Source organism: Actinophytocola sp. (assembly GCF_036378875.1).
GTDB lineage: Bacteria > Actinomycetota > Actinomycetes > Mycobacteriales > Pseudonocardiaceae > Actinophytocola.
Genome location: NZ_DASUVO010000112.1, coordinates 21,767 through 37,511 on the forward strand (window position 1 = coordinate 21,767; position 15,745 = coordinate 37,511).

The 15,745-nt window shown below is 68.8% G+C and carries 12 protein-coding genes and 1 pseudogene; 7 read left to right on the forward strand and 6 right to left on the reverse strand.

The window, feature by feature from the left end; all coding sequences use genetic code 11:
* Nucleotides 1–302: 302 nt before the first annotated feature.
* Nucleotides 303–1,211 (reverse strand): DEAD/DEAH box helicase family protein, encoded by a 909-nt coding sequence (locus tag VF106_RS33300; RefSeq protein WP_330843900.1) that lies wholly within the window; start codon nt 1,209–1,211, stop codon nt 303–305.
* A 132-nt stretch (nt 1,212–1,343) separates the two neighbouring features.
* Here VF106_RS33300 and VF106_RS33305 point away from each other — a divergent pair, with 132 nt between their 5' ends.
* The gene (locus VF106_RS33305) at nt 1,344–2,378 is read left to right on the forward strand and encodes an MBL fold metallo-hydrolase (protein ID WP_330843887.1); all 1,035 of its coding nucleotides are present in this window, start codon (nt 1,344–1,346) and stop codon (nt 2,376–2,378) included.
* Here the strand turns inward: VF106_RS33305 and VF106_RS33310 are convergent.
* From VF106_RS33310 to VF106_RS33330, 5 genes are all read right to left on the reverse strand, one after another.
* Complete coding sequence (locus VF106_RS33310) at nt 2,356–2,574, reverse strand: hypothetical protein (protein ID WP_330843888.1); 219 nt, start codon at nt 2,572–2,574, stop codon at nt 2,356–2,358. The genes VF106_RS33305 and VF106_RS33310 overlap by 23 nt on opposite strands.
* Before the next feature lie 320 nt (nt 2,575–2,894).
* Nucleotides 2,895–3,695, reverse strand: a complete 801-nt coding sequence (locus tag VF106_RS33315) for an SWIM zinc finger family protein (protein WP_330843889.1) — start codon at nt 3,693–3,695, stop codon at nt 2,895–2,897.
* Nucleotides 3,692–6,037 (reverse strand): DEAD/DEAH box helicase, encoded by a 2,346-nt coding sequence (locus VF106_RS33320; RefSeq protein ID WP_330843890.1) that lies wholly within the window; start codon nt 6,035–6,037, stop codon nt 3,692–3,694. The genes VF106_RS33315 and VF106_RS33320 overlap by 4 nt, the downstream gene beginning before the upstream one ends.
* 8 nt (nt 6,038–6,045) lie before the next feature.
* Nucleotides 6,046–6,831 (reverse strand): ABC transporter permease, encoded by a 786-nt coding sequence (locus VF106_RS33325; RefSeq protein ID WP_330843891.1) that lies wholly within the window; start codon nt 6,829–6,831, stop codon nt 6,046–6,048.
* Nucleotides 6,832–6,991: 160 nt separating this feature from the next.
* Complete coding sequence (locus VF106_RS33330) at nt 6,992–7,945, reverse strand: efflux ABC transporter ATPase subunit, DrrA-related (RefSeq protein WP_330843892.1); 954 nt, start codon at nt 7,943–7,945, stop codon at nt 6,992–6,994.
* A gap of 81 nt (nt 7,946–8,026) precedes the next feature.
* Here VF106_RS33330 and VF106_RS33335 point away from each other — a divergent pair, with 81 nt between their 5' ends.
* From VF106_RS33335 to VF106_RS33360, 6 genes and pseudogenes are all read left to right on the forward strand, one after another.
* A complete protein-coding gene (locus tag VF106_RS33335) occupies nt 8,027–8,806 on the forward strand; it encodes a TetR/AcrR family transcriptional regulator (RefSeq protein ID WP_330843893.1) in 780 nt (259 codons plus the stop codon).
* 417 nt (nt 8,807–9,223) lie between these two features.
* Nucleotides 9,224–10,111 carry a bile acid:sodium symporter family protein gene (locus VF106_RS33340; RefSeq protein WP_330843894.1) on the forward strand — a complete coding sequence of 296 codons (888 nt, stop codon included), beginning with the start codon at nt 9,224–9,226 and terminating at the stop codon, nt 10,109–10,111.
* 197 nt (nt 10,112–10,308) lie between these two features.
* Nucleotides 10,309–11,196 (forward strand): SRPBCC family protein, encoded by an 888-nt coding sequence (locus tag VF106_RS33345; RefSeq protein ID WP_330843895.1) that lies wholly within the window; start codon nt 10,309–10,311, stop codon nt 11,194–11,196.
* 171 nt (nt 11,197–11,367) lie between these two features.
* Nucleotides 11,368–13,578 carry a heterodisulfide reductase-related iron-sulfur binding cluster gene (locus VF106_RS33350; RefSeq protein ID WP_330843896.1) on the forward strand — a complete coding sequence of 737 codons (2,211 nt, stop codon included), beginning with the start codon at nt 11,368–11,370 and terminating at the stop codon, nt 13,576–13,578.
* A gap of 33 nt (nt 13,579–13,611) precedes the next feature.
* On the forward strand, nt 13,612–15,462 hold the full coding sequence (locus tag VF106_RS33355; RefSeq protein WP_330843897.1) for a 2-oxoacid:acceptor oxidoreductase subunit alpha: 1,851 nt from the start codon (nt 13,612–13,614) through the stop codon (nt 15,460–15,462).
* A 118-nt stretch (nt 15,463–15,580) separates the two neighbouring features.
* Nucleotides 15,581–15,745: pseudogene (locus tag VF106_RS33360) on the forward strand (2-oxoacid:ferredoxin oxidoreductase subunit beta); the annotation flags it as partial.

Below are 15,745 nucleotides of genomic sequence, written 5' to 3' on the forward strand. Positions count from 1 at the left end.
CCCGCGGCCCTGCCCTTGGCACTCGAACGCGAGCACACGATGTCCGCGACGGACCGCGTCCACCGCAGACCTGCCGTGGTGACCGCGATCCCGTGCCGCCGCAGGACCGCGAGCGTCTCCTCGCGGGTCTCCGCCGGGAGCACCGCCTCAGGCGCGTGCAGCCAGGCGTCGACCAGCACGAGCCGGTCGTCGAGGGTCAGTGCGCCGCCCGCTTCCTCCGGTGGGACAAAGCCTTCCGGCAAGGCCATTCCCCGTGCGCTCCACCACCGGGCGGTGGCCGCCGCGACGAGCGGGTCGCTGTCTTAGAAGAGGTTCCGGTCGGCGGTCTCGATCCGCGCGACCGCCCATTCGATGAACGGTTCGCCGAGCAGCACGGCGTCGAGGCGCTCACCGAACGACGTCGCCCACGAGTCGAGGAACGCGGCCTCGTCCGGGTCGAGCCCGGTGACGTGGAGGCCGTCCCGCCACGGCGCGATCCCGCCTTCCGCGACCATGGCCGCCAGGTGCAGTTCGGCGTCGACGGGACCGAGGAGGCCGGTGTAGTTCAGTTCCTCCCGCGCGGTGCCGGGATCCGGCAGCGTCGCGGTGAGCCCGATGACGGCCGCGGAGTCCAGCCGCTCCACGAGTGCCCGCACGACGAGCGCCCACCAGTCCAGGAGGTGGTGGCACTCGTCGAGGACCAGGCAGGTGATCTCCAGCGCGGCATTACGGTCGATGAGTTCGGCGGTGCCCGGCCCGAGCAGCTGGTCCGGCGCGAGGCCGATGTCCTCGCCGGAGGCGAGCGATCGACGCAACACCCGAACGTGCCGGTTGAGTTCCCGCTTCGCGCGCTTCGGTTCGTCCCGCTCGACCACCGCGACCCGGTCCGCCGCCGAGTCCCCGGCCCGCTCCGCGACCTCGGCGAGCCACAGTCGCCGGGCGGCGTCCCGCAGTTCCCGCTCCGCCTGACCGGGGTTGCCCAGCAGTTGGTAGGTGACGGAATACAGCCACGCCGGCCGAGCGAGGTCGGTGCTGGCGAAGGTCCGCGGCTCGGCTCCGAACAGTGCCGTCGCCCCGAGCCACTGGTCGCGAATCGCGGTTGTCGGCGACAGCACCAGCGTGCGACCGCCGAGCCGGCGGGCCAGTTCGAGTCCGACCAGGGTCTTGCCGGAGCCGGGTGGGGCGCACAGGTGCCAGCGCTGGTCGGTGACGTGCGAGCACTGTTCCAGCAGGTGTCGCTGCGACTTCCGTCACGCGAACGTGGGCGTGAGGCCCGCCCAGCCGGTCATGTGGGGATCATGTCACACAGGAACAATAAGTGAACCGGGATTTGCTAAGTTTGGTTAGCTAACGAGGAGGTGGCCATGGCTGACGACCGGCACGGGTGGCTCGAACCCGGCGCGTTCGAGGTCGCGCCAGGTGTCCACCGGATCCCGCTTCCGCTGCCCATGGACGGGCTGCGCGCGGTGAACGTCTACGCCATCGAGGTGGGCGACTCACTCGTCATGATCGATTCCGGGTGGGCCCTCGACGTGGCCGAGAAGCAGCTCGAGCAGGCGCTCGGCAGCATCGGCCACGACTTCGGTGACATCCAGCGCTTTCTCGTCACCCACATCCACCGCGACCACTACACGCTTGCCCTCTCGCTGCGTCGTGTCTACGGCAGCAAGGTGGCGCTCGGCATCGGCGAGCAGCCGTCGCTGGAGCGGACCATGGAGGGTCGCCTCGACGGGCAGGCCCGCGAGATGGTCCGCTGGGGCGCGGCCCCGCTGGTCCAGCAGTGGTCGGACACCTTCGGCCAGGGCGACCGCAGGGCCGGCGAACGTTACGAGGAACCCGACGAGTGGCTCGACGGCACGACCACCATCGAGCTCGGTGACCGCACCCTCGTCGCGCTGCCGACACCCGGCCACACGCAGGGGCACGTCGTGTTCGTCGACGAGCAGGCAGGCGTGCTGTTCTCGGGCGATCACGTGCTGCCGCACATCACGCCGTCGATCGGGTTCCAGCCCGAGCCCGCCAAGCTGCCACTCGGCGACTACCTCGACAGCCTCCGCCTCGTGCGTGCCTACCCGGACCTGCGACTTCTACCGGCTCACGGGCCGGTCGCACCGAGCACACACGCCCGTGTGGACGAGCTGCTGGCACACCACGAGGAGCGGCTCGCCGAAACCCTCGACGTCGTGCGCGATGGAGCAGGCACGGCGTACGAGGCGGCACGGCGGCTGGGGTGGACTCGTCGGCGCCGCCGGTTCGACGAACTAGACCTGTTCAACCAGACGCTCGCGGCCGGGGAAACCGCAGCTCACCTGGATGTTCTGGTCGTTCGTGGTGATCTCAGCTCGTCCACTGTGGACGGGGTGGTTGACTACTCGCTCAGTCGACCGTCGGCACCCTGATGGCGCCGTTCTCGTCGAGTTGGTCGAGGCCGAGCATCGCGAGGAGGTTCGCGCAGTCCTGCGGGTCGGCCGCGTGGCATGCCACAGTGCGGGCGGCCTTGCGGTTCTGGATCGCGTAGTGCTGCTTCTCGCTCGCCCGTGCTTCCGCGAAGCGGCCTTGCTCAAGGGTCGGGCTGGCGTGTCGTGCCCAGGTCATGCGGAGCCTTTCTGCGTGCTGCCGTGATGTCGGGGGCCATCCCCGGCAGTTGCCATCGGCGATCGTGTCTCTCGGTAACCAGTGTTGGTTCGTCACGATCAGGCCGGGATGCACTCCCGGCACAAAGCATCCTGACACCGACCGAGTGGTTCACACCACCCCAGGCGTGGTCAGACCGCGTGATTTCCCGTGTGGTAGGGGATCACTGGTGGGCAGGTAGGCGAGGCTTTGCGAATTTCCTTCTCAGGTTTTTCCCAGCTTTCACGGTTATTAAGGTTAGGTACGTTCCGGATTCACCTGGTCACCACCTGTGGGTGGTGTCACGCTCCCATAACGCGCGCAAACATTGTCGTAACATCACCTTCCGTAGCGGATTCTCTCGCATCGAGCAGTTTTCTGGCCCGTTCCGCGGCTCGCGCGGCAACCGCCGCCAGTTCCGCGGGGTCAATTCCGGGCGCGGGTGGAACGACCAGCACACGCGGCGGCCCGGTCACCGGCCCCAGCGGTGGAAGCGGTTCCGGCGCGGATGTCACGGCAGGTGCGGGCCTCTGGCGCGCTTCGGCCCTGCGGCGCAGTTCCTCCGTCAGCTCGTCCTGGCCGAGGCCACGCAACAGCAGCAGCACGAACGGGTCCGCGTCGAGCAGCCACGCCGCCTGGAAGCACAGGGCGGCGGCGTGCGTGCACGGCAGTTCCCAGCCCTCGCAGTCGCATTCCGGTTGCAGATCGCCGATCCCGGGCAGCAACGGCACGTCCGCGTCCGATGCGGCCTCGACCAGATCATGCGGCATGTCACGGTCGAGCAACGCCGCGATGTGGCCGGCCTTGGCGGTGACCTCGTCGAGGAACCGCCGCCACTGCGCGTCGGACAGCCGATCCACGAGCACCACCGTGTGGTGGACCTGGCCGTCGTCACCGGTCACCTGCGCCGCGATGCGGCCGGCGCTCACCGTGATCGGGCCGACCAGCCCGGCATAGGCGAACTTGCGGCCCCGCTTGAGCTGCGCGAGGTCGAGCGAGGTGTCCTCCAAAGCCTGCAACCAAGCGTCGCCCCACCACGTGCGGGCGAAGCGGCCGGGCTTCCGTTTTGTGACGGGGAACGCCGGAAATCCGATTGCTGTCATGGCATCCCCCTCAGCTCGACGAGCTCAGCCAGCTCGGTGTCGGTCAGTTCGGTGAGTTCACCGGGCTTCTCGCCCAGTACGGCGTCGGCAAGCTCCTTCTTGGACTCCAGCAACGCCGCGATCCTGTCCTCCAGCGTGCCTTCCGCGATGAGCCGGTGCACCTGCACCGGTCTGTCCTGTCCGATCCGGTAGGCCCGGTCGGTCGCCTGCGCTTCCACGGCCGGGTTCCACCATCGGTCATAGTGGACAACGTGGTCGGCACGCGTGAGGTTCAATCCGGTGCCGGCGGCCTTGAGTGACAGTAGGAACACGGGTGGCTCCGCCGCTTCCTGGAAGTGACGCACCAACTCGTCGCGCTGCCGCACGGGTGTGCCGCCGTGCAGGAGCTGCGCCGGCACCCCGCGCTCACCCAGGTGCCGCGCCAGCAGCCGCGCCATGGCCACGTACTGGGTGAACACGAGCAACCCGCCGCCCTCCGCGCGGATCGTGTCCACCAGCTCGTCGAGCAGTTCGAGCTTGCCGCTGCGCCCGGACAGCGGCGTGTCCGTCTCGCCGAGGTACTGCGCGGGGTGGTTGCAGACCTGCTTGAGGGCGGTCAGGAGCTTCAACACCAGGCCGCGCCGTCGCATGCCGGTGGTCTCCCGGATGCCCGCCATGGTCTCGCGCACGACCGCCTCGTACAGCCCCGCCTGCTCGCGGGTGAGGGAGACGGGCTGGTCGGTCTCGGTCTTCGGCGGCAGCTCGGGTGCGATGCCGGGATCGGACTTGCGGCGCCGCAACAGGAACGGCCGCACCAGCTTCGCGAGCCGGTCCGCCGCGACGGGATCGCCTGCTTCGACCGGTTGCGCCCACCGTGTCCGGAACTCGCTCAGCGAGCCGAGCAGTCCCGGTGTGGTCCAGTCGAGGATCGCCCACAGCTCGGACAGGTTGTTCTCGACCGGGGTGCCGGTGAGCGCGACCCGTGCGTTCGCCCGGATGCGACGCAGTGCGCGGGCCGTGTCCGAGCGCGGGTTCTTGACGTGCTGCGCCTCGTCGGCCACCACGAGGTCCCAGGGCACTGTGGACAGTTCGTCGGCGTCGATTCGCATCGTGCCGTAGGTCGTCAGGACGAAACCGCCGCCGTCCACGATGGATCGCTCGCTGCCGTGGTACCGGTGCACGGGGACGCCGGGAGCGAACCGGCGGATCTCCCGCTCCCAGTTGCCGAGCAGCGATGCCGGGCACACCACCAGCGTCGGGCCGGCGCCCCGGTGCAGGTGCAGGGCGATCAGCGTGATCGTCTTGCCCAGTCCCATGTCGTCGGCGAGACACGCGCCAAGGCCCGTCTCGGTCATGCGGGCCAGCCACCGCAGCCCACGCAGCTGGTAGTCCCGCAGCGTCGCGGTCAACGCGGCGGGCTGCTGGACGTCCTCGGGCACGGAAAGCCGTTCCCGCAACAGTTCCAGCGGCCTGCTCGGCGCGACCGGCACCCACTCGCCCTCGACCTCGGCCCGACCGGTCAGCGTGACGCCGAGCGCCTCGATCGCGGTGAGCGGCTTCAGCGTGCGTTCCCGCGCCTTGCGGACGAGATCCGGTTCGACGAGCGTCCACCGGTCCCGCAGCCGCACGACCGGCCGGTGCGCCTCGGCGAGTGAGTCCATTTCGGCCGCCGACAACGGTTCACCGCCGAGCGTGACCTGCCAGGAGAAGTCGAGCAGACCGTCGAAAAAGGACGGCAGCTCGTCGCCGCCGACCACCGCGGTCGCCGCGGCGCTCCGATCCAGTTCCCGTGGCCAGTAAACGGGAACACCGGCGGCGGCGAGCGCGTGCCCGCCGTCGCCGAGCAGGTCGCGCACCTCCTCGTCGGACAGCTCCAGCGCGTCCGGCACGGCCAGTTCGAGCAACCGCGTGAGCGGCGCCCAGACCCGCGCGGCGTGCCGGAGCGCGACCATCGCGTCGAGCCGTTCCGGATAGTCCACCAGGTCGGCGACCACCCCCGGTTCGGTCATGTTGTGCACCTGTGGCACAACGGTGAACGTGCTGAAGTCCTCGGTTGCCTCCACCCGCAACGAAACGCGGACCGCGGGGTCCTGCTCCTTCGCGATGGCGGCGGCCCAGTCCCGCAACTCGGGCACGAGATGCGGGACCGGGTCAGCGAACGGCGTGGTGCCACCGGGTTCGCGGGCCAGCCGGTCGCCGACCAGGTCGAGCTGCTCGCGCGTGATGCCGAGCCGGCGCATCCGCTCCACATCGGACGGATCGAGCGGCCCGACCCGCCACGCGGCGTAGCCGTCCTCGGTCACCGTGGGCAGCAACCGCCCACGCGCCACGAGATGCAGCGCGAGCAACTCGGCCTCGGTCATCTACTCTCCTATCGGCTCAGTCGTTGGAATCGGCGGACGGACAAGGGAAAGAAGACCGCGATCAGCAGCACCGGCCACGCGAGCGCCATCAGCAGCGCGTGTTCCGCCACCCACGAGTCCGCGCCCCAGGTCGGGTTGCCGAACAGCTCACGGGTTGCCGCGACCGTCGACGACAGCGGGTTCCACTCGGCGATCGTGCCGAGCCAGCCAGGCATCGTCCCGGGCGCGACGAACGTGTTGGACAGGAAGGTGACCGGCCAGACCAGGATTTGCACCGCCACCACACTTTCCGGCCCTTTGATCACGAGTCCAAGGTAGATTCCCAGCCACAGCAAGGCGAACCGCAGCAGGAGCAGCAACCCGACCGCGCCGAGCACCGACGCGAACCCGTTGTGCGCCCGCCATCCCATCACCAGACCGGCACACATGATCACGCCCAACCCGAGCGTGGAGTTCACCATGTCCGCCCCGGCCCGGCCGACCACGACGGCCGACTGCGCCATCGGCATGGAACGGAACCGGTCCGTCACACCCTTCGCCGCGTCGGTGGTGACCGCGATCATGGTCGCCTCGAGACCGAACGCCATCGTCATGGCGAACATTCCGGGTAGGACGAACTCGCGGTACCCGCCGCTGCCGCCGGGCACCGACATCGCCCCACCGAACAGGTACCCGAACATCAGGACCATCAGCACCGGAAACAGCAGGTTGACGATGACCGGCCCCGGCTCGCGAAGCCAATGCAGAATGTCGCGCCGGGTCATCGTCCACCCGTCGGCAAAGGCCCACCTCATGCCGCCCCCTCGCCCTCTCCGTGGCGCCGCAGCGCTCGATGGTTCGCTCCGCAAGCTCCGCTCACGGCTCCGCAGGCTCCGCTACACCGGCGCCCTCCGCGGGCGAGGTGACGGCCTGGATATCGACGCTCTGCTCGATGGTTCGCTCCGCAAGCTCCGCTCATGCTGGCACCCCCTCTTTCTTGTTACCCGTGAGGTGCAGGAACACCTCGTCCAGCGTCGGGCGGCGCAGGGCAACGTCCTCGACCGCGAGGTTCGCCTCGCGCAGGGCGTGCACCGCGTCGGCCAACGCGGCGAGCGGGTCGGTCACCGGTGCGCTGACCCGCCGGTTGTCGGCATCGGTCTCCGGTTCCTTCCCGGCGACCTTCGCCACCACCTGCGCGGCTCGGGGCAGTTCGGCCGCGTCGTGCAGGACCACGTCGAGCCGGTCGCCGCCAAGGCGGGACTTGAGCGTGGCCGGGCTGCCCTCGGCGATCACCCTGCCGTGGTCGACCACCGAGATCACGCTCGCGAGCTGGTCCGCCTCGTCCAGGTACTGCGTGGTCAGCAGCACGGTCGTGCCCTCGCGGACCAGTGCCCGCACCGCCTCCCAGACCTCGTTGCGGCCACGCGGGTCGAGCCCGGTGGTCGGCTCGTCGAGGAACAGGACGCGAGGCCGCAGGATGAGGCTCGCGGCCAGGTCCAGCCGGCGGCGCATGCCACCGGAGTACTGTTTGACGGCCTTCTTGCCGGTGTCCGCGAGACCGAACTGCGTGAGCAGATCGGCGGCTCTCGTCCGGGCGGCGCCGGCCGGCAGGTGGTAGAGCCGGCCGAACAGTTCGAGGTTCTGCCGTGCGGACAGGGCCTCGTCGACGGCCGCGTTCTGGCCGACCAGACCGATGCTCGCCCGGACCCGCTCGGGTTCCCGGCCGACGTCGAAACCGGCGACCGACGCCCGGCCGGCGTCGAGTTTCAGCAGCGTGGTGAGGATGCGCACGGTCGTGGTCTTGCCGGCCCCGTTCGGGCCGAGCAAGCCGTGCACGGTGCCGGCGGCGACGGTCAGGTCGACGCCGTCGAGCGCGGTCTTGTCGCCGAACCGCTTGCGCAACCCCTCGGCGACGATTGTCGGGCTCACTTCACCCTCCTTGGCGTACGATGTACGGAGTTTTGATCGACGCTACCGTACATCGTACGGAGATTCTAGGATGTTACGGCGATGGCAAAAAATGACGAGACCAGGCACTACGGCGGCCGCGGTGACCCGGTGCGCAGCATGGAGCTGCTGTGGGGGACGGGCCCGACGCCGAAGTCACGCGGTCCGAAACAGGGCCTGACGGTCGAGCGGATCGTCGGCGTGGGCATCGAGATCGCCGACGCCGAGGGGCTGGCCGCACTGTCCATGCGCCGGGTGGCCGAACGTCTTGGCGTCGGCACGATGTCGCTCTACACGTACGTCCCGTCCAAGGCCGAGCTGGTCGACGTGATGTTCGACCGGGCGCTCGGCTCGGGGCCTCCGGTGGAGCCGGACGGCGGCTGGCGCGAGCAGCTGACGGCCATCGCCAGGTCGACATGGGACACCTACCAGCGCCACCCGTGGCTGCTGGCTGTGATGGCCATGTCCCGCCCGCCGCTTGGCCCGACCAGCATCGCCATCTACGAACGTGACCTGCGCGCGGTCGACGGCATCGGCCTCACCGAGCTGGAGATGGACTCGGTGGTCAGCATGGTCGGCGTGTACGTCCAGGGCACGGCCCGCGCCGCGATCGAGGCCGCGCGTTCGACCAGCGACACGGGTGTCACGGACGCCGAGTGGTGGTCGACCTACGCGCCGCTGCTGGAGAAGGTCTTCGACGCGGAGAAGTACCCGGTCGCGGCGCGGGTGGGGGAAATCGCGGGCCAGACCTACCAGTCGGCGTACGACGCGAGACACGGCTTCGAGTTCGGCTTGGAGCGCATCCTGGACGGGGTGGCGGCGCTGATCGACTCCCGCGCCTGACAGCGGCCGGCTGGTCGCCGGCTGGCGAGGATGACCCCGACTGCGCTGCTGGACGCTGCGGCCGGCTGGCCTCCGGCCCCCTCGAACCAGCCTACGGCAGGGCACCGACAGAACGGGCCGCGTCGCGGGTCGCCTGTGGACAAGCCGCCGGGCTGTGGACAACCACGCCGTTGTGGATCTCCGCGCCCCGGGACTGTCGGCCGCCGCCAGTAGGCTGGAAATCGGGGGGCCCCCGGGCGCGCGAATGGGACTTTCGCTCGGGTTGGGCGGGTGAACTATTGCCTCTTGTCCGTCGCGAGGCCGGAACTGTCGGTCCCCACCGTTACGCTGGAAACCGGGGGCCGGAGGCGCCCACCTGGTCCACTTTGGGCCTTTTGGCCGCTTGTCAGGTCGCCCGGTTGGTGTGACTCTCCGCACATGAACTCGTCGACGGCGACCACGGTGTTCCTGCCGATCGCGCTCGCGATCATCATGTTTGGACTCGGGCTGTCGCTCACCGTCACCGACTTCACGCGGGTGGTCAAGTATCCCAAGGCGACGATCGTGGCGCTCGGGTGTCAACTGCTCGTGCTGCCGCTCGTGTGTCTCGGGCTCGTCCTCCTCTTCGACCTCGAGCCCACCCTCGCCGTCGGGATGATGTTGCTCGCCGCCTCGCCCGGTGGCACGACCGCGAACCTCTTCAGCCACCTCGCCAGAGGGGACGTCGCACTCAACATCACCCTCACGGCCATCAACTCGGTGATCGCCGTCGTCACGCTGCCGATCGTCGTGAACCTCTCGCTGGCCGGCTTCTTCGACGGGGACGACGCCATCGGGCTCCAACCAGCCAAGATGCTGCAGGTCTTCGCGATCGTGCTCGTGCCGGTCGGCGTCGGCATGCTCGTCCGGCGGAAGGCGGAGGCGTTCGCGGAGCGCATGCGCGGGCCGGTCAAGATCGCCTCGATCGTCGTGCTCCTCGCGGTGATCATCGTCGCCGTCTACCAGGAGCGCGACAACGTCCTCGGGTACCTGCGGGACGTCGGGCTCGTGGCGCTCCTGCTCAGTGTCGCGAGCCTCGCCATCGGTTACCTCGTGCCGCGTGCGTTCGCCATCGAACGGCGCCAGGCCATCGCCTCGGCCTTCGAGATCGGCGTCCACAACAGCACCATCGCGATCGCCATCGCGCTCAGCCCGACCCTGCTGGACAACGCCGAGATGGCGATCCCGGGCGCCGTGTACGGCATCATCATGCTCCTGCCCGCAGGCGTCCTGGCCTTCGCCTTCAACCGCAGCAGGCAGCCGTCACCTGAAGGAAGCGTTCACTGAGTTCGGGCAGCCGCCGCATTCGGCGGCGGTGTTGACCCCGTAGTACCGCGCCGTCCACTCGCGACCCCCGCATGACCCCGGTCTCGCCACGCGCCCCATTGACAAAAAGTTCTTTCACGTAAAGACTGATTTTTGTAATGAGAGGCGCGGGATCCAGCAGACGCTGGCCGTCGCCTGCTGTCCGAAGGGAGTTCCCGATGACCGAACCTGACCTGCGCCTGCGCGCGGTCGTTCCGGCCTCACCGAAGGTCGTGTACGAGGCGTTGACCGACCCGGCCGCGCTGCGTGTCTGGCTGGCCGAACATGCCGACGTCGACCTGCCCGGCAAGTACGAGTTCTGGGGCCGCCACACGCCGGACGGTGCCGAGCCGCACCAGCGCGTGCTGCACGTGGACGAGCGCACCATCCGGTTCGCATGGACCGTGGACGGTGTGGAGACCACCTCGCAGTTCGAAGTGGACGACGACGAGGACGGCACACTGGTCACGCTGAGCCAGACCGACCTGCCCAGCTTCGAGGACGTGATCGCCGACAAGGCCGGTGCCCGTGGCGCGCTGCAGACGTTCTGGTCGCTGGCGATCGCCAACCTGGCCGACTATCTGGTCGGCCGTGAGCTGACTCCGAAGGTCGACTTCACGTCGAGCGAGATGCGCGCGTCGGTCGTCATCGACGCGGCACCGGAGCAGGTGTTCGACTCGATGATCCGGCCGGAAGTGTTCCGCACGTGGTTCGGCGCCTATGTGGACATCGAGCCCTATGTGGGCGGCCGCTTCGCGATGGGCGGGTTCGAGATGGACCCCGGCGGGGCCAAGTTCGTCGAGTTCGAGCCGGGCCGCAAGGCGACGCTGCGGTTCGCCGACGGCATGGTCGACAGCTGGGAGCTGGAAGGCTCGGACGGCAAGACCCGGCTCACCCTGGTGCAGAGCGGGTTCGACCCCACCAACCCGCCCTACGCGGGCTGGGCAGGCTGGCTGGGCGGCATCGCCGCGCTGCGGCGCTACCACGAACAGCCGAACTGGCGCTCCATCTGGCGCCAGATCGAGATCGCCGGTCTCCCCGAGGGCATGCTGACCAACGACCAGTGAGATGAGCGCCCCTTCCGGGGCGCTCATCAATACATATGTTCGATCACGCACCTCACAGGTGCTCCACTTCACAACCCCGTTGCGCGACTCATCACGCGATCAGAAATACTGGCGAGTAACAAGCAAGACTGACAGCCTTGCAAGCCAACGTCGCCGGATGCGGGAGAGATCGTGGTCGTTCGACTCATTCTCGGACTCCTGATCACCTTCGTGGTGCTCGGGTTCGCCGCACGCCGCGCCAAGTTCCTCTTCGAACTGATCAGGTCGGGGCAGCCCGTCGACCGGTTCGACCACCTCGGCGCCCGCCTGTGGGCGCAGGTCAGGGAGGTCTTCGGACAGCGCAAGCTGCTCAAGTGGTCCATCCCGGGGGCGGCGCACGCGTTCACGTTCTGGGGCTTCGTCATCCTCGCCTCGGTCTACCTCGAGGCGTACGGCGCGCTGTTCGACCCGGACTTCCACATCCCGCTCATCGGCCGCTGGGCGGTCCTCGGCTTCGCCCAGGACTTCATCGCGGTGATGGTGTTGGTCTCGCTGGTGGCGTTCGCGGTCATCCGCGTCCGCAACGCGCCGGAGAAGAAGGAGCGCGGCTCCCGCTTCTACGGGTCGCACACCGGCGGCGCGTGGCTGATCCTCTTCATGATCTTCAACGTCATCTGGACGATGTTCCTGTTCCGCGGCGCGTCCTCGGCCGTCGGCGTCTTCCCCTACGACTCGGGCGCCTGGGTCTCGCTCGGTGTCGGGGAGCTGCTGGAGCCGCTGGGGCACACGGCGAACGAGTGGATCGAGTCCCTCGCGCTGCTCGCGCACATCGGCGTGATGCTCTCGTTCACGATCATCATCCTGCACAGCAAGCACCTGCACGTGTTCATCGCGCCGATCAACGTCTCCACCAAGCGGCTGCCCGACGGCCTCGGGCCGCTGCTGCCGATGGAGTCGGGTGGCAAGCCCATCGACTTCGAGGACCCGGGCGATGACGACGTCTTCGGCCGCGGCAAGATCGAGGACTTCACCTGGAAGGGCATGCTCGACTTCGCCACGTGCACCGAGTGCGGGCGCTGCCAGAGCCAGTGCCCCGCCTGGAACACCGGCAAGCCGCTGTCGCCGAAGCTCGTGATCATGGACCTGCGTGACCACCTGTTCGCGAAGGCGCCGTACCTGATCGGCGGCCAGGAGATCCCCGACCACAGCGACGTCGACGTGCTGGCGCTCGCCTCGGGCAACGGACACCACGTGCCGGAGTCCGGCGCCGCCCGTGTTCCACTCGACAGCCCGGCGCAGGCCACCCGCCCGCTCGTCGGCACCGCGGAACAACTGGGCGTCATCGACCCTGACGTGCTGTGGTCCTGCACGACCTGCGGCGCGTGCGTCGAGCAGTGCCCGGTCGACATCGAGCACGTCGACCACATCGTCGACATGCGCCGCTACCAGGTCATGATCGAGTCGGAGTTCCCGTCCGAGCTGGGCACCCTGTTCCGCAACCTGGAGAACAAGGGCAACCCGTGGGGTCAGAACAACTCCGCGCGCATGGACTGGGCCAAGGACCTGCCCTTCGAGGTCCCGGTCTACGACGGTGAGCTGGCCCCGGACGTCGAGTACCTGTACTGGATCGGCTGCGCCGGCTCGTTCGACGACCAGGCCAAGAAGACCGTGCGGGCGACCGCCGAACTGCTGCACATCGCCGGTGTGAAGTACGTGGTGCTGGGCAACGAGGAGAGCTGCACCGGCGACCCCGCGCGCCGTGCCGGCAACGAGTTCCTCTTCCAGATGATGGCCCAGCAGACCGCCGAGATGCTCAACGGCGTGTTCGAGGGCCGCGAGCCGACCCAACGCAAGATCATCACCACCTGCCCGCACTGCATGAACACGCTCGCCCGCGAGTACCCGCAGCTCGAGGGCATGATCCCGAGCTTCGAGGGCACGAACGGCCACTGGGACGTCATGCACCACACCCAGGTGCTGAACAGGCTCGTGCGCGACGGTCGCCTCACCCCGGTCAAGCCGGCCGACGGCGGCACCCCCGTCACCTACCACGACCCCTGCTACCTGGGCCGGCACAACAAGGTCTACGAGCCGCCGCGTGAGCTGGTCGGCGCCGCGGGTGCGACGCTCACCGAGATGCCCCGGCACGCCGACCGGGCGCTGTGCTGCGGCGCGGGTGGCGCGCGGATGTGGATGGAGGAGCACCTCGGCAAGCGCATCAACCTGGAGCGCGTCGACGAGGCGCTGAACACCAACGCCAAGGAGATCGTGACCGGCTGCCCGTTCTGCCGCGTGATGGTCACCGACGGGCTCGTGCAGCGGCAGAGCGAGGACAAGGGCACGGACGTCCAGGTCCGGGACGTGTCGCAGATGCTGCTGGAGTCGGTGAAGCGCGGTCTCTAGGGTCGCTCCAGCCGGGTTTCGCACACTGGACCGGTGATCAGGCTCGATCGGGTAGTGATCAGGTTCGCCGGTGACTCCGGCGACGGCATGCAGCTGACCGGTGACCGGTTCACGTCGGAGTCGGCCGCGTTCGGCAACGACCTCGCGACGTTGCCGAACTTCCCGGCGGAGATCCGCGCACCCGCGGGCACGCTCCCCGGGGTGTCTTCGTTCCAGATCCACTTCGCGGACGACGACATCCTCACCCCGGGGGACCGGCCGGACGTGCTGGTCGCGATGAACCCGGCCGCGCTCAAGGCCAACATCGCGGACGTCCCGGCCGGTGGCACGGTCATCGTGAACACCGACGAGTTCGTCCGGCGCAACCTCACGAAGGTCGGCTACGACGCCAACCCGCTCGAGGACGGATCGCTCGACCGCTACCAGCTGCTGCCGGTCGCCATGGCGACGCTGACCCAGGGTGCGCTCGCCGAGACCGGTCTGTCCAAGAAGGACGCCGAGCGCTGCAAGAACATGTTCGCGCTCGGGTTGCTGTCGTGGATGTACGGCCGGCCGACCGAGCGCACGGAAAGCTTCCTGCGGAAGAAGTTCGCCCGCAAGCCGGACATCGCCGAGGCGAACATCCTGGCGTTCCGTGCCGGCTGGAACTACGGCGAGACCACGGAAGCGTTCGCCACCACCTACGAGGTGGCGCCCGCGTCGTTCCCACCCGGCGAGTACCGGCAGATCACGGGAAACCTGGCGCTGGCCTACGGGATCGTGGCGGCCGGGCAGTGTTCCGGGCTGCCGGTGTTCCTGGGCACGTACCCGATCACGCCCGCGTCGGACATCCTGCACGAGCTGTCGAAGCACAAGAACTTCAACGTCACCACCATGCAGGCGGAGGACGAGATCGCCGGTGTCGGTGCGGCACTGGGCGCGGCGTACGGCGGCGCGCTCGGGGTGACCACGACGTCCGGCCCCGGGATCGCGTTGAAGTCCGAGACGATCGGCCTCGCGGTGATGGCGGAGCTGCCGCTGCTGGTGATCGACGTGCAGCGTGGCGGCCCGTCGACGGGCTTGCCGACGAAGACCGAGCAGGCCGATCTGTTGCAGGCGTTGTACGGCCGCAACGGTGAGTCGCCGCTGCCGGTGCTCGCGCCGAACTCCCCTGGCGACTGCTTCGCGATCATGATCGACGCGACGCGCATCGCGTTGAGGTACCGGACACCCGTGCTGGTGCTGTCGGACGGCGCGATCGCGAACGGCTCCGAGCCGTGGCTGATCCCTTCCGTGGACGAACTGCCGGATCTGAGCGTGACGTTCGCCAGCGAGCCGAACGCGTTGGACGGCAGCGACGAGCACTGGCCGTACGTGCGGGACGCGTCCCTCGCCCGGGAATGGGCAATCCCCGGAACACCTGGCCTTCAGCACCGGATCGGTGGGCTGGAGAAGGCGGACGGCAAGGGTGACATCTCCTACGACCCGGACAACCACGACCGTATGGTCCGGCTGCGACAGTCCAAAGTGGATGGAATCGAGGTGCCGGCTCTCGACGTGGAGGACCCGTCCGGACGGGCCGATGTGCTGGTGCTGGGTTGGGGTTCCACGTACGGGCCGATCGGCGCGGCTTGCCGGGCGCTGCGGAAGCGTGGCCGGTCGATCGCGCAGGCACACCTGCGGCACCTGAACCCGTTCCCGGCGAACCTCGGTGCGGTGCTGGCGCGGTACGACCGGGTCATCGTGCCGGAGATGAACATGGGACAGCTGGCCATGTTGCTGCGGGCCAGGTTCCTGGTGGACGCCGTCTCGTACACGAAGGTGGCCGGCACGCCGTTCATGGAGTCCGAGTTGGTGGACGTGTTCACCGAGTACCTCGGCACGACGCTCGCGGAGGCGGCGTGAGCGGAGCTTGCGGAGCGAACCATCGATATCCAGGCCGGCAGCTCGCCCGCGGAGGGCGCCGGTGGAGCGGAGCCTGCGGAGCGTTCCGGCGCCGCGGAGCGGACGAGGAGGCGGCCTAATGGTGACTGACCTCAAGTTGACGGCGAAGGATTTCAAGTCGGATCAGGAGGTCCGGTGGTGTCCGGGCTGTGGTGACTACGTGGTGCTCAACGCCATGCAGTCGTTCCTGCCCTCGCTGGGTCTCAAACGCGAGAACATCGTGTTCATCTCCGGGATCGGCTGC

Coding starts and splice junctions, on each gene's coding strand:
- VF106_RS33305 (WP_330843887.1), top strand. CDS start 1,344: ATGGCTGACGACCGGCACGGGTGGCTCGAACCCGGCGCGTTCGAGGTC.
- VF106_RS33310 (WP_330843888.1), bottom strand. CDS start 2,574: ATGACCTGGGCACGACACGCCAGCCCGACCCTTGAGCAAGGCCGCTTC.
- VF106_RS33315 (WP_330843889.1), bottom strand. CDS start 3,695: ATGACAGCAATCGGATTTCCGGCGTTCCCCGTCACAAAACGGAAGCCC.
- VF106_RS33320 (WP_330843890.1), bottom strand. CDS start 6,037: ATGACCGAGGCCGAGTTGCTCGCGCTGCATCTCGTGGCGCGTGGGCGG.
- VF106_RS33325 (WP_330843891.1), bottom strand. CDS start 6,831: ATGAGGTGGGCCTTTGCCGACGGGTGGACGATGACCCGGCGCGACATT.
- VF106_RS33335 (WP_330843893.1), top strand. CDS start 8,027: ATGGCAAAAAATGACGAGACCAGGCACTACGGCGGCCGCGGTGACCCG.
- VF106_RS33340 (WP_330843894.1), top strand. CDS start 9,224: ATGAACTCGTCGACGGCGACCACGGTGTTCCTGCCGATCGCGCTCGCG.
- VF106_RS33345 (WP_330843895.1), top strand. CDS start 10,309: ATGACCGAACCTGACCTGCGCCTGCGCGCGGTCGTTCCGGCCTCACCG.